The organism is Sphingobium yanoikuyae, from assembly GCF_034424525.1.
Classification (GTDB): Bacteria; Pseudomonadota; Alphaproteobacteria; order Sphingomonadales; family Sphingomonadaceae; genus Sphingobium; species Sphingobium yanoikuyae.
On sequence record NZ_CP139979.1, the window covers coordinates 327,041 to 339,979 of the forward strand.

At 65.2% G+C, this 12,939-nt stretch carries 13 protein-coding genes; 6 read left to right on the forward strand and 7 right to left on the reverse strand.

Features of this window, described 5'->3' with window-relative positions:
• Nucleotides 1-2: 2 nt before the first annotated feature.
• The 4 genes from U0025_RS01535 to U0025_RS01550 form a co-directional block, all read right to left on the reverse strand.
• Nucleotides 3-629 (reverse strand): LysE family translocator, encoded by a 627-nt coding sequence (locus tag U0025_RS01535; protein WP_323156751.1) that lies wholly within the window; start codon nucleotides 627-629, stop codon nucleotides 3-5.
• A 6-nt stretch (nucleotides 630-635) separates the two neighbouring features.
• A complete protein-coding gene (gene atpA, locus U0025_RS01540; RefSeq protein ID WP_004210768.1) occupies nucleotides 636-2,165 on the reverse strand; it encodes a F0F1 ATP synthase subunit alpha in 1,530 nt (509 codons plus the stop codon).
• Between the two features lie 2 nt (nucleotides 2,166-2,167).
• Nucleotides 2,168-2,722 carry a F0F1 ATP synthase subunit delta gene (locus U0025_RS01545; protein ID WP_004210769.1) on the reverse strand — a complete coding sequence of 185 codons (555 nt, stop codon included), beginning with the start codon at nucleotides 2,720-2,722 and terminating at the stop codon, nucleotides 2,168-2,170.
• A 181-nt stretch (nucleotides 2,723-2,903) separates the two neighbouring features.
• Complete coding sequence (locus tag U0025_RS01550) at nucleotides 2,904-4,463, reverse strand: S1C family serine protease (protein ID WP_004210770.1); 1,560 nt, start codon at nucleotides 4,461-4,463, stop codon at nucleotides 2,904-2,906.
• Nucleotides 4,464-4,588: 125 nt separating this feature from the next.
• Here U0025_RS01550 and ada point away from each other — a divergent pair, with 125 nt between their 5' ends.
• From ada to U0025_RS01570, 4 genes are all read left to right on the forward strand, one after another.
• Nucleotides 4,589-5,677 (forward strand): bifunctional DNA-binding transcriptional regulator/O6-methylguanine-DNA methyltransferase Ada, encoded by a 1,089-nt coding sequence (ada, locus tag U0025_RS01555; RefSeq protein WP_323156752.1) that lies wholly within the window; start codon nucleotides 4,589-4,591, stop codon nucleotides 5,675-5,677.
• Nucleotides 5,678-5,763: 86 nt separating this feature from the next.
• Nucleotides 5,764-6,309 (forward strand): YfiR family protein, encoded by a 546-nt coding sequence (locus U0025_RS01560; RefSeq protein WP_234415643.1) that lies wholly within the window; start codon nucleotides 5,764-5,766, stop codon nucleotides 6,307-6,309.
• Nucleotides 6,310-6,311: 2 nt separating this feature from the next.
• Nucleotides 6,312-7,532: a diguanylate cyclase domain-containing protein gene (locus U0025_RS01565; RefSeq protein ID WP_004210773.1), complete on the forward strand. Its 1,221-nt coding sequence runs from the start codon at nucleotides 6,312-6,314 to the stop codon at nucleotides 7,530-7,532.
• A gap of 14 nt (nucleotides 7,533-7,546) precedes the next feature.
• The gene (locus U0025_RS01570; RefSeq protein WP_004210774.1) at nucleotides 7,547-8,038 is read left to right on the forward strand and encodes an OmpA family protein; all 492 of its coding nucleotides are present in this window, start codon (nucleotides 7,547-7,549) and stop codon (nucleotides 8,036-8,038) included.
• A gap of 85 nt (nucleotides 8,039-8,123) precedes the next feature.
• Here U0025_RS01570 and U0025_RS01575 read toward each other — a convergent pair whose 3' ends face one another.
• The 3 genes from U0025_RS01575 to U0025_RS01585 are packed head-to-tail and all read right to left on the reverse strand — an operon-like array spanning nucleotide 8,124 to nucleotide 11,701.
• Complete coding sequence (locus U0025_RS01575; RefSeq protein ID WP_004210775.1) at nucleotides 8,124-8,798, reverse strand: SGNH/GDSL hydrolase family protein; 675 nt, start codon at nucleotides 8,796-8,798, stop codon at nucleotides 8,124-8,126.
• 45 nt (nucleotides 8,799-8,843) lie between these two features.
• Nucleotides 8,844-11,012, reverse strand: a complete 2,169-nt coding sequence (locus U0025_RS01580) for a primosomal protein N' (RefSeq protein WP_004210776.1) — start codon at nucleotides 11,010-11,012, stop codon at nucleotides 8,844-8,846.
• A 38-nt stretch (nucleotides 11,013-11,050) separates the two neighbouring features.
• Complete coding sequence (locus U0025_RS01585; protein WP_004210777.1) at nucleotides 11,051-11,701, reverse strand: DUF2490 domain-containing protein; 651 nt, start codon at nucleotides 11,699-11,701, stop codon at nucleotides 11,051-11,053.
• A 129-nt stretch (nucleotides 11,702-11,830) separates the two neighbouring features.
• On the opposite strand from U0025_RS01585, the gene fsa reads away from it, so the two are divergent.
• Together fsa and U0025_RS01595 are read left to right on the forward strand one after the other, a co-directional pair.
• On the forward strand, nucleotides 11,831-12,484 hold the full coding sequence (fsa, locus tag U0025_RS01590) for a fructose-6-phosphate aldolase (RefSeq protein ID WP_004210778.1): 654 nt from the start codon (nucleotides 11,831-11,833) through the stop codon (nucleotides 12,482-12,484).
• Between the two features lie 86 nt (nucleotides 12,485-12,570).
• Nucleotides 12,571-12,897, forward strand: coding sequence for an antibiotic biosynthesis monooxygenase family protein (locus U0025_RS01595; RefSeq protein WP_004210781.1), 327 nt, complete (start codon nucleotides 12,571-12,573; stop codon nucleotides 12,895-12,897).
• The last annotated feature ends 42 nt before the right edge of the window (nucleotides 12,898-12,939 follow it).

Here is a 12,939-nt window from a genome sequence, read left to right on the forward strand (position 1 = left end):
GTTCAAATATTCCGAGCAAGGGCCAGACGGCCCGCGAGACCAAAGAAACCGACGCCCATGGCGCCTTCGAACCAGCGCATCGCGCTGCTCTGCCCCACTTTGCGGCCCGCCTTGGTGGCGAGCAGCGCGAGCAGGGCGCACCACAGGAAACCGAGCCCATAGACGATCGCGATCAGCAGCATGCCCTGCCACGGCGCATCCGGGCCGGTGCCCACGAACTGCGGCAGCGCGGCGAGGAAGAAGATCGCGACCTTGGGGTTCAGCACGGTGCTGACCAAGCCCTGGGCGAAGGGCGATCCGCCGATCCGGACCTTGGGCGTTTCGCTTGCCGGCGTCGGCTTGATCGCGCCGCGCAGCAGGCCAAAGCCCATCCAGGCCAGATAGAGGGCACCGGCGATCTTAACGCCCAAGAACAGCCCCGGCACCGCATTCAGCACGCTGAGGAAGCCGAAGCCGCACAACAGCATGTAGAACAGGCCGCCGAGCTGGATGCCGCCGATCGCCGCCATTCCCGCCTTGAAGCCGCGGCGCGCCGCGTGGCCGGCCACCAACATGGTGTCCGGCCCCGGCAGCAGCACCAGACCGATCGACATCACGGTCCAGGCAAGAAGGGAATGGGCGGTCAGCACAGCGTCTTAAGCGAAGGTCTTGCCGAACGAGTCCAGCGCAGCCTTCAGCTTGCCCTTGGCGTCGTCGCCCAGATCCTTGCTGTCGCGGATCGCGGTCAGCACTTCGGGGTGGTCGTGACGCAGATAGGCGAGCATCAGCTCTTCATAACGGGTCACGTCCTTGACCGGGATGCCGTCCAGATAGCCGTTGGTGCCGGCGAAGATCGACGCGGTCTGCTCTTCGAACGGCAGCGGCGAGAACTGACCCTGCTTCAGCAGTTCGGTCAGGCGCGCGCCGCGGTTCAGCAGCTTCTGGGTCGAGGCGTCGAGGTCCGAACCGAACTGGGCGAAGGCCGCCATTTCGCGATACTGGGCCAGCTCCAGCTTGATCGAGCCCGAAACCTTCTTCATCGCCTTGGTCTGCGCGGCCGAGCCGACGCGCGACACCGACAGGCCGACGTTGATGGCCGGACGGATGCCCTGGTAGAAGAGGTTGGTTTCGAGGAAGATCTGGCCGTCGGTGATCGAGATCACGTTGGTCGGAATATAGGCCGACACGTCGCCTGCCTGGGTCTCGATGATCGGCAGCGCGGTCAGCGAGCCATTGCCATTGGCGTCGTTCATCTTCGCAGCGCGTTCCAGCAGGCGGCTGTGGAGATAGAAGACGTCGCCCGGATAGGCTTCGCGGCCCGGAGGACGACGCAGCAGCAGCGACATCTGGCGATAGGCGACGGCCTGCTTGGAAAGGTCGTCATACACGATCACGGCGTGCATGCCGTTGTCGCGGAAGAATTCGCCCATGGTGACGCCGGTATAGGGCGCCAGATACTGGAGCGGAGCGGGCTCCGAAGCGGTCGCGGCGACGACGATCGAATATTCCATCGCGCCATTTTCTTCGAGCTGCTTGACGATCTGCGCGACGGTCGAGCGCTTCTGGCCGACGGCGACGTAGATGCAATAGAGCTTCTTGCTCTCGTCGTCGCCCGCGTTGATGCCCTTCTGGTTGATGAAGGTATCGATCGCGACGGCGGTCTTGCCGGTCTGGCGGTCACCGATGATTAGTTCGCGCTGGCCACGGCCGACGGGGACGAGGGCGTCGATCGCCTTCAGGCCGGTCTGCACGGGTTCGTGCACCGACTTGCGGGGGATGATGCCCGGCGCCTTGACTTCGACGCGCTTGCGCTCGGTATATTCGATCGGGCCCTTGCCATCGATCGGATTGCCGAGGCCGTCGACGACGCGGCCCAGCAGACCCTTGCCGACGGGAACGTCGACGATGGTGCCGGTGCGCTTGACGGTGTCGCCTTCCTTGATCTCGGCGTCCGAGCCGAAGATCACGATGCCGACATTGTCGGCTTCGAGGTTGAGTGCCATCCCCTGAACGCCATTGGCGAACTCGACCATTTCGCCCGCCTGGACGTTGTCGAGGCCATGGACGCGGGCAATGCCGTCACCCACGGTCAGAACGGAACCGACTTCGCTGACCTGCGCTTCGGTGCCGAAATTGGCGATCTGGTCCTTGATGACCTTCGAAATTTCTGCGGCGTTGATATCCATGTTCAGCCTTTCATCGCCAGGGCGAGACTATTCAAACGGGTGCGGATGGAGGAATCGATCATCTGGCTGCCGATCTTGACGACCAGCCCACCCAGGATCGCGGGATCGACCTTGGCCTCGACGGCAACGTCGCGGCCGACACGCGCCTTGAGGCCCTTGGCCAGCGCGGTCAGTTGAGTCTTGGTGAGCGGATGCGCGCTCGTCACTTCGGCGCGGGCCTCGCCCTTGTGATTCGACAGCAGCGTCTCATAGGCGCGGATGACCGCGGGAAGCTGCGAGAGGCGACGGTTCTGGGCGAGCACGCCCAGGAAATTCGTCGTCAGCGGATCGATCGACATGGCGGATGCAACCGCCGCGATCGTCTTACCCGCTGCGTCGCGGCTGAGAACGGGACTGTTGATCAGGCCCTTGAAATCAGACGATTCTGCGATCGCCGCCTTGATTGCCGCGAGGCTCGCTGCGACGGTGTCGAGCGTCTTGCCGTCGCGGGCCAGATCGAACAGCGCCACCGCATAGCGGCCGCTGAGGCTGGCCTGAATACCGCCGGTAGTCTCCACGCGCTTACCGTCCTCCAACTTGATTTGCCGGTCATGCAAAAAGAGGGGGAGCAGTAATAACCGTCCCCTGTTGTCGGGCCGGTTAGCAGTGCCAATATGACTATGCAAGTCATGTGACACGATTCCATCGCATCGACGAAATCAAGCCAATTTGACTGAGTTTTTCGGGAAAACGGACAGGCTAGGGAGCGGGGTCTGCGGGGGCAAGCCGTCCTTTTTGGCAATGATAGACCAGCCGCTCGTTCGGCTGGGGCGGCAGCAGCGCGGCGAGGTCCGACTGGAGCGTCGCGATCCGGGTCAACATCGTGGAATCGCTGCTGCATCCCTTGATCGGGCCATCCTTCAGCAGGGCCCGGGCCTTGTCCATCGTGTCGCCATCGGGCAGCCAGCGCTGGACCCGCAACAGGCCGGTGGCCGGGTCGAATTCGCTGCGGCTGACATAATTGCCCTCGTCGGGCACATGGGCGCGCTGCCAGGTCGTGCCGGTCGCCTGATATTGGGTGTCGCCGTTGACGCAGCCGCCCTCGGCCCAGTTCAGGCCGACATCATTGGGCTGCGACACGGTCAGCCGGCTGCGGTTGAGGTCGATCCGACAGATATTGTCGCCGGCCCAGGCAAAGGCCTTGTTGCTGACCACGCTCTGGTCCTCGGGCAGCTTCACCTGCTCGTCGATGCTGGCAAAGCTGGGCTTGAACACGAACAGGCCAAGCGCGCCCATCAGCAGGATGCCGCCACCGGCGATGAACCAGGTGGCACGCTTTTCGCGGCCCTGGCTGTAGAAGAGGCCGCCAGCGCCCAGACCCAGCACGGCGAGGGCCAGCAGCACGGCGGCGCCCGCCATCGCATTTTCGCGGCCGGAAATGACGTCGCGCTCGGCGGTGTCGCGGGCCTGCTGCAGCGCCTGCTCGCGCTTGTCGGCGGCGGCGCGGTCATTCTGTTCTGTCAGCTGCGATTCGCGCTGGGTGATCGAGGCTTCGGCCGCGTCGGCTTCGGCCATGGTGCGGCAGGCGACGACGGTGTGGAGCGAGGACACGCCGGCCTGACGCAGGAAGGAGGCGACTTCGCGCCAGGATACGGCAAAGCCGAATTCGGCATCATTGCCGTCCGAGATCGAGCCGAAACTGTTGACGCCCAGCACCCGGCCGCAATCATCGACCAGCGGGCCGCCGCTGTTGCCGGCGGCAAGCGGGGCGGTGTGCAGGATGGTGTCGAAGCTTTGGCTGGAGCGGCCGGACGAGATGCTGCCGCTGGTCTTCACCGTGCCGAGCGGTTCGACCAGTTGCTTGAGGCTAAGGCCCTGGGCGCGATCGACGGTGCCGGGATAGCCGATGGCGGTGACATGCTGGCCGTCATCGACCGCCCCGGCATAGAAGGTGGCAACCGGCAGGCTGCCTTCCTCCAGCTGGATCAGGGCCAGGTCATTGCCCGGCGAATAGGCGATGATCCGCCCGCCATAGCTTTTCTTGCCCTCCGACGGGATCACGCCGATGACGAGATCCTTCTCCTCGCGCGCCAGTTCGACGACATGGGCGTTGGTCAGCACCTTGTCCGGGGCGATCGCGATGCCGCTGCCATGGCCCACGAAATAGGCGTCCGCGCCGTTGGTCGCGACCAGGGCGACGCGCACCACGCTGCGCGCAGCGGCGGTGATATCCTGTTGTTCGGCCCGTGCGGGGCTGAGCAGGACGAGGGACGCGACAAGCGCGGCGATCGGGCGAAGGTGACGGAAAAGGGCGACCATAGGAGGCGCATACATATGCGAAGGCCCGCTTTAGGCAATCGGGAAAAAGCGGATGCGACGGGCCGTGTGCTTTTGACCGCAAGCGACGGGAAGCCTCGCCAAGCCGTCTGGATTACCCCATATCCATGAACCAGATGACACGCCCCGAACCCGTCCCGGCCGCCATGCCCGATGCCACAGACTGCTGGACCGCCTTTCTGGCGCGTGATCGCCGGCAGGATGGCTGCTTCGTGGGAGCGGTGCTGACCACCGGCATCTATTGCAAGCACAGCTGCCCGGCCCGGCACCCGAAGCGCGAGAATATGATCTTCCTGCCCGACGGGGCGGCGGCCCGTGCGGCGGGCTTCCGTGCCTGCCTGCGCTGCCGGCCGGATGAGGTGGGGCGCGACCAGCAGGCGGTGGAGGCGGCGATCCGCCTGATCCGCGCGGCCGAAACGCCGCCCCGACTGGAGGAGATGGCCGACCATGTCGGCTATGCGCCGCATCATTTCCATCGCTTGTTCAAGCGGATCACCGGCCTGACCCCGGCCGCCTATGCCCGCGATCTGCGCGCTGAGCGGCTGAAGGCGGCACTGGCGACGCCCGGCCGCGTGACCGATGCGATCTATGAGGCAGGCTATAACGCGCCGAGCCGCGCCTATGCCGATGCCGAACGGCATCTGGGCATGACGCCCAGCGCCTGGCGCGAGGGCGGGCGCGGCGTCGATATCCGCCATGTCGTGATCGGGACGAGCCTGGGCGCGCTGCTGGTCGCGGCGACCGAGCGCGGCCTGTGCCGCATCGCCTTCGAGGAAGGGGAGGCGGACCTGCGCCGCCGATACCCCAACGCGACTCTGTTGCCCTCGGACGCCGCGCTGGATCGCTGGGCGGCGGCAGTGGCGGCGCTGGTCGACAATCCGGGCGCCGACGCGGACCTGCCGACCGATGTCGGCGGCACCGCCTTTCAGCAGGCGGTCTGGGCCGCCTTGCGGGCGATCCCGGCGGGCGAGACGCGCAGCTATGGAGAAATCGCCGCGGCGATCGGCCGGCCGGGCGCCGTGCGCGCAGCGGGGACCGCCTGCGGCGACAATGGCCTGGCAATATTGGTGCCGTGTCATCGTGTGCTGCGCAGCGACGGAAGCCTGGGCGGCTATGCCTATGGAGTCGACCGCAAGCGGAGCCTGCTAGAAGCGGAGCGCCGCGCGAAGATGACAGCGAAGGCAACAGGTGAATGATCCTTTCTCGATCCGCTTGCGTCACAATATTCTCGTAATTTAACTTTTGATTAACTATAGGCTCGCGCCTTCTTCGATGGGGGCGGGTGGGCTTGCGTAGTCTGTTATTCTGGCTGTTGCTGATGACACCGACCATGACAGTGGCCTTGCCGCTGGCGCGGCCGGTGGCGATGCCGATCGGCCCCGGCCCCGACCGGATGGCGGCCGGCGTGGCGCGCATGGTCGGATCCATCCTGGAATTTACCCGCTGGCCAACCGCGCGGCCGGTCGTGCGCATGTGCATGGCCGGTGTCGTCGCCCATGGCGACCAGTTGGATGAGATCAGCCTGACGAACGGGGCGCGGATCGCCACGGTGGCGCTGGCCGCCGACGAGGCCGCGCCGGCCGCGCGGTGCGATGCGCTTTATCTCGGAAGCCTGGACGCGGTGGTGCGCCAGCGGCTGATCGCGGCAGTGCGCGGCAATCCGGTGGTGACCATCGCGGAGGATGATCGCGACTGTGCGGGTGGGGCGATGTTCTGCCTGTTGTTCGCGCCGCAGACCCTGTCCTTCCAGCTCAACATCGATGCGGTGTCCCGATCCACGGTGCGGATCGATCCGCGCGTGCTGCGCGTGGCGAAGGGGGGCTATTGACCATGGCCGAGCCAAGCCCGACCGCAATGCCGACCTTGCGTCAGTTGCTGGCGCGAGCGCATCTGCGCCTGATCCTGTTCGCCGTGTTGATGGCGGGGCTGACGCTGACGGTGACAGGTGTCACCGTCATTCGCGGCTATGCCGCGCGCAACCTGACGCTGATCGCGCAGACCGTCGCCTATACGGTCGAGCCGGCCCTGCTGTTCGAGGATGTCGATGCGGCGCGGCGCGGGATCGCCACGGTGGCGGCATCCGAAAGCGTGCGATCGGTCGAGCTGCATGATCGTGATGGACGGCTGATCGCGGCCTGGAACCGGCCCGATCGCGGCATGGCCGGCAACCTGTCCCGGATCGTGGACGCGCTGTTCTGGCCCAGCCCGGTGCGGGTGCCGGTTCATCATGGGCCGGTCGTCGTGGCCGAAGTGCAGGTGTTCGGCGATGCCGGAGGGCTGGGGCGCTATATCCTGTCGGGGGTGGCCACTGCGCTCGCCTGCCTGGGGCTGACCATCGTCGCGACCCAGTTGCTGGCGCGGCGGTTGCAGCGCGACGTGACGGGACCATTGGCCCATATTGCGCAAGTCGCCCATGCAGTTCGCACTGACCGCCAGTTCGATCGGCGCGTGCCGGTCGCCGGCATTCATGAGGTCGATCAGTTCGCGCGCGATTTCAATGCGCTGCTGGATGAACTGGACGAATGGCACACCGGCATTTTGAACGAGAATCGTATCCTGGAGCGCCAGGCGACGCGCGATCCGCTGACCGGCCTTGGCAATCGTGCGATGTTCGAGCGAGAGCTGGCGGCGACCATGGCGCAGGCCGATGCAGGCGACACATCCTTCGCGGTCATCTATGTCGATGTGAACCGGTTCAAGCAGGTCAATGACAGCCATGGCCATGATGCCGGCGATGTCATGCTGATCGTCATCGCCGCGCGGCTGCGGATGGCCTTGCGGCCGGGCGACATGGCCTTCCGTCTGGGCGGCGACGAATTTGCGCTGATCCTGGCGGCCGGGGCGACCCGATCCGAGGCCGATCAGATGTCGGCGCAGATCGGGACCAGCATGACCCAGCCGATCATGTTGCCGAGCGGCGTCAGTATCCGATCCTCGCTGAGCATCGGCAGCGCTCTCTATCCACAGGACAGTGTCGATCCGCGCGCGCTGCTGCGCCATGCCGACGCGGCCATGTATGCGGCCAAGGCGCGGAGCGACGGCAGGAATTGATGATGAGGAACAATATGCGAAAGCTTCTTTCCCTCCTGGCGCTGACGCTGCTGGCAGCCTGTCAGACGGTGCAGCCGAATGATGGCTTCACCGAAGCACAGAAGACGGTGTTGCGCGCCAATGGCTTCCAGCCGGTGGGCAGCAACTGGGAATTCGGCATGGCCGACCGGCTGTTGTTCTCGACCGACCAGAGTGTGCTGATCCCGGCGCAGCGCGATGTGATCAGCCGGATCGCGAGCGCGCTGGTCGCCGTCGAAGTGCGCGGCGCCAAGGTGGAGGGGCATACCGACAATACCGGCACGGCTGCCTATAATGAGCAATTGTCGCAGAAGCGGGCACAGGCTGTGGCCGATGCGCTGGCGGCGGGTGGCATGGCGTCGGCGGCGCTGCATCCGGTGGGCATGGGGTTGCGGGCGCCGGTCGCGAGCAATGACAGCGAGGTCGGCCGTCAGGAAAACCGCCGCGTGGTCATCATTGTCGCACCAGGCGATGCGATGCCGCTTTAACGGCGGATCGGCTCGAAATCCTTCACCCGCGCCATGACGGTGGCGCTACGCGTCCCCGCTTGAGCTGAATGGTCCGAATGAGGCTTCAGGGACGCATGTTAAGGAAGCGCAGCAGGCTGCTGATCCATAGGTCGGCCCCCCGATCCGGATGGATATGATGGTCGCCCAAATTGGGGTTTTTCAGATCATCCCGGATAAGCCGGGTTTGAGGGTCCAACATTAGTTCTGCGATATCGAGAAAATCAATGCCTCTCGCGCGGCACCCCTGTTGCAATCTGTCATTATAGGTCAGTGTCAGATCCGTCCGCTCGCGTTGGGTCGCCTGGACTTCTTGCCGCAGGATATGAACCTCGCCCATTGTTGCAGGATTGTCGTCGATCGTCGGCAGAGTAGCGGACGTTACGATCTGTCGACAATAACCTGCGCTCTGCATTTCAGACAGGAAATTGAGGTAGGCGGCGAGGGAAGCATCGAGTTGTTGCTGAACCGACTCGCCGTGGCGTTGTGCCCTGACCCAGATCACAAAACCGCAATCCACCTCCCCAATCTGAAAAACTGGTATGCAATCCGGTCGAAAGGGGAGCAGCACATCGCGGAATCGTTGCAGCGCCTGGGTCTTTGATTTGGGATGTCGCAATCCGACGGCTGTTGCTCCCGGCACTTGGACGATGCGGCAGTCATAGCCGCGGAGTCGCCCCTCGGTGATTGGCTTCGCCAAACAGTTCATGTGGCTATCCCCCAGAAACAACAATTCTGTCATACGGTTCCCGTCGTGTCGCGTGCCATGGTTGGCTCCGTAAATTTCCTACATGAAGCTGTAGGGGTCGACGTCCACCGCGACGCGGGTGGTCGATTTCCATACCAGATTACCCAGCCATTCGCGGATCACCGACTGGATGTCGACCTGGCGCGTGGCATGGATCAGCAGCCGGTGGCGATGGCGGCCGCGCAGCACGGAAAGGGGGGCAGGGGCGGGGCCATAGACGCGCATGCCCTCCACCTGCGGCGCCGACTTGCCGATCAGTCGCGCGGTCTGCGCGGCTTCGTCGCTGTCCTCACTGGAGATGATGATCGCGGCGAAGCGGCCGAAGGGCGGGGCATTGGCGCGGCGGCGATTTTCGGTCTCGATCAGATAGAAACGCTCGCTGTCGCCGGCGATCAGCGCCTGGATCACCTCCGCATCGGGCATGCGGGTCTGGATGAAGACATGGCCCGGCTTTTCGCCGCGCCCGGCGCGCCCGGCGACCTGCATGATCTGCTGGAAGGTGCGTTCGGACGCGCGCAGATCGCCGCCCTCCAGCCCCAGGTCCGCGTCGATCACGCCGACCAGGGTCAGGTTCGGGAAATGATAGCCCTTGGTGATGAGCTGGGTGCCGACGATGATGTCGATGTCCCCAGCCTCGACCGACTTCACGAAATCGGCGGCGCGGGCGGGCGAGTGCAGCGTGTCCGACGTGGCGATGGCAACCCGCGCCTGTGGCCACAGCGCCTTCACCTCGTCGGCGATGCGCTCGACGCCGGGGCCGCAGGCGACCAGGCTGTCCTCTTCCTTGCATTCGGGGCAGAAGCGCGGCGCCGGGATGACATGGCCGCAATGATGGCAGGCCAGCCGCTTGGTCAGCCGATGCTCGACCATCCAGCTGGTGCAATTGGGGCATTGGAAGCGATAGCCGCAATGGCGGCACAGCGTCAGCGGCGCATAGCCGCGCCGGTTGAGGAAGAGCAGGCTCTGCTCGCCCTTGGCCAGCACTTCCTCCATCGCCACCACCAGCGGCGGCGCGATCCAGCGACCGCGCTCGGGCGGATCGGTCAGCAGGTTGATGCCCTCGATATCGGGCATCTGCGCGCCGCCGAAACGGGCGGGCAGCTTGATCTCGCGATAACGGCCGAGATCGACCTGGTGCCGTGTCTCGATCGCGGGAGTGGCGGAGGCCAGAACGACCGGGAAATGTTCGATGAGGCCCCGCATCACCGCGACGTCGCGGGCGTGATAATGGACGCCTTCCTCCTGCTTGAAGCTCGCTTCATGCGCCTCGTCGACGACGATCAGGCCCAGATTGGGGTAGGGCAGGAACAGGGCGGATCGGGCACCGACGACGACGCGGGCCTCGCCCGCCGCGATCGCGCGCCAGGCGCGGCGGCGTTCGCTTTGGCGCAGGCCGCTATGCCAGTTGACCGGGACCGTGCCGAAGCGTTTTTCGAACCGTTCAAGAAAGGGTTCGGTCAGGGCGATTTCGGGCAGCAGCACCAGGGTCTGCTTGCCGGCGCGGATGGCCGCGGCGATCGCCTCGAAATAGACTTCGGTCTTGCCCGATCCGGTGACGCCGTCGAGCAGGAAGGGGGCGAATTCATGGGCACGCACTGCGTCCGCCATGTCGGTCGCGGCCGCCATCTGCTGGTCGGACAGGGCCGGCGGCGCGTGGGCCGGGTCGGGCTCGGGGAAGGGGGTGTCGACGCTGACCTCGATTGGCTCGAACGCGCCGGCCTTCACCAGACCGCGGATCACCGTATCGCTGACCCCGCCGATCATCGCCAGTTCGCGCACCAGCCCCTGCCGGTCGCCGATCCGCTCCATCGCCTGGGTCCGCTGTTCGGTCATGCGATCGGGCAGCTGGCCGGTGGCACGATATTCGATGACGGTCCGGGTGCCCTCCAGCGCGGACATCGACGCCAGTGCCATGCGCAGCACGGCGGCCGGCGGGGCGAGATAATAGTCGGCGGTCCATTCGATCAGCCGGCGCAGCGTTTCAGGCAGCGGTGGCGCGTCCAGCACTTCCAGCAGGTTGCGCAGCCGGTTGTCGCCGACCGTCTCGACATCCGGAAAGGACTCCTCGTCCCAGACCACACCGACCAGCTGGCGCGGGCCCAGCGGGGCGACCACGATGCTGCCCGGCCTGGCCGTCATGCCATGGGGGATGCGATAGTCGAGCGGGCCGAGGGCGGCATTGAGCAGGAGGACACGGGCGCGGGCCATGCAGCGTCCTTAACCGCTCTTGCCGTTCTGGCAAATCGTCAGAGCCGCCAGGCGATCGCCAGCCAGGGGACATGGACGACCTCATCGGGGCGGTCGTCGGGAAAACTATGCTGGCGCATATAGCTGAGCTGGATGCCGAGCCGCGGCGTCAGCACATGACGCAGGCCGATCAGCTGCCGCGTGGTCACAAGTTCGCTGTCCTGGACCGCGCTTGGCTTGTGCAGTTCGAAGAAAAATTCGGCGGAGGTCAGGAGGAACCATTTCCGCTGCTTTTCCAGCGGGATGTCGATCTGGATACGTTCGCGCAGGCGCCAGGCCGGGCGCGCGGCGCTGTCGATATAGCGCTGTTCCAGCCGGGTGCGGCTCTGCAGCACGCCCAGGTCGATGATCAGTTGCTGGTGAAAGCGCATTTCCTTCTGCCTTCGGCTGGTAACGAAGGCGAAGCCGCCGCCCAGCTGCACGCCGTCGGCAATCCGATGGTCCAGGGTGATCCGTTGCAGCAGCTGGTCATCGGCCGGCCGCAGGCGATAGCTTGTTTCGATGCCGATGCGATCATTGTCGTCAATCTGCGCGACGCCGCCAGCGCTGATCCAGGTCTGCGCCTCCTGATCCGCAGCGCGGGCAGGAAAGGGCAGGACGAGCATGGCGAGGGCGGTCAGGCAAATATATGCGCGCATCGCAAACTTCATGGCCGCTCCCCTGTCGCGGAAGAGGTAGAAGGCGGCGGGGGCCAAGGCAATCGCCGTTCGCCCCGATGGCCAATCCATCGGCCAGCCGCTAAAGGGAGCCGATTCGCGAATCCTGCCCCGGAGCATCCCATGAAATTCTTCGTCGACACCGCCGACATTGCCGAAATCCGTGACCTGGCCGCCACCGGCCTGCTGGACGGCGTCACCACCAACCCGTCGCTGATCCACAAGTCGGGCCGCAAGTTCCTGGAAGTGATCGAGGAAATCTGCGGCGTCGTGGACGGCCCGGTATCAGCCGAAGTCGTCGCGCTCGACCATGAGACGATGATGAAGGAAGCCGCGGTCCTGCGGAAGATCGCTCCCAATGTCTGCATCAAGGTGCCGCTGACCATCGACGGCCTCAAGACCTGCAAGGCGCTGACCGACGATGGCGTGATGGTGAACGTCACCCTCTGCTTCTCGGCCAACCAGGCGCTGCTCGCGGCCAAGGCCGGCGCCAGCTTCATCTCGCCCTTCGTCGGCCGTCATGACGATAATGGCTTCGACGGCATGCAGCTGATCGAAGACATCCGCCTGATCTATGACAATTACGCGTTCGACACCGAAATCCTGGTCGCGTCGGTCCGTCACCCGATCCACGTGCTCGACAGCGCCAAGATCGGCGCGGACGTGATGACCGCGCCGCCGGCCGTCATCAAGGCACTGTTCAACCATGTGCTGACCGACAAGGGCATTGCCGGCTTCATGTCGGACTGGGCCAAGACCGGCCAGTCGATCCTCTAAGCGACATTGCCGGCGGGCGGGCGATCGGCCTGCCCGCCGGAACTCCTGCCGCCGCCCGGCCATTGTCTCCGCACAAGGAGGTGGCCATGTTCGTTGCGGTCTATTGGTGGCGCGTCCACCCCGGCAAGGAAGAGCAGTTCCGCGCCGCCTGGCGCCGCGGCACCGACCTCATCCGTGAAAAATATGGCAGCTATGGATCGCGCCTGCACCGCGATGCGGACGGGCGGTTCGTGGGCTATGCCGAATGGCCGGACGAGGCGACCTGGCGCGCGGCCTTCGATGCGAAGATGGTCTATGACGACCCGGCAACCCGCGCCGCCTTTGTCGACGCGATCGCCGAAGTGCCGGCGGATGCCGATCCGATCTTTACCATGACGGTCACAGACGACCTGCTGGTGCGTGCGACGAGCTGAGCCGGGCGGGAACCTTTTGTTCAGCATATTCGGATAGATAAC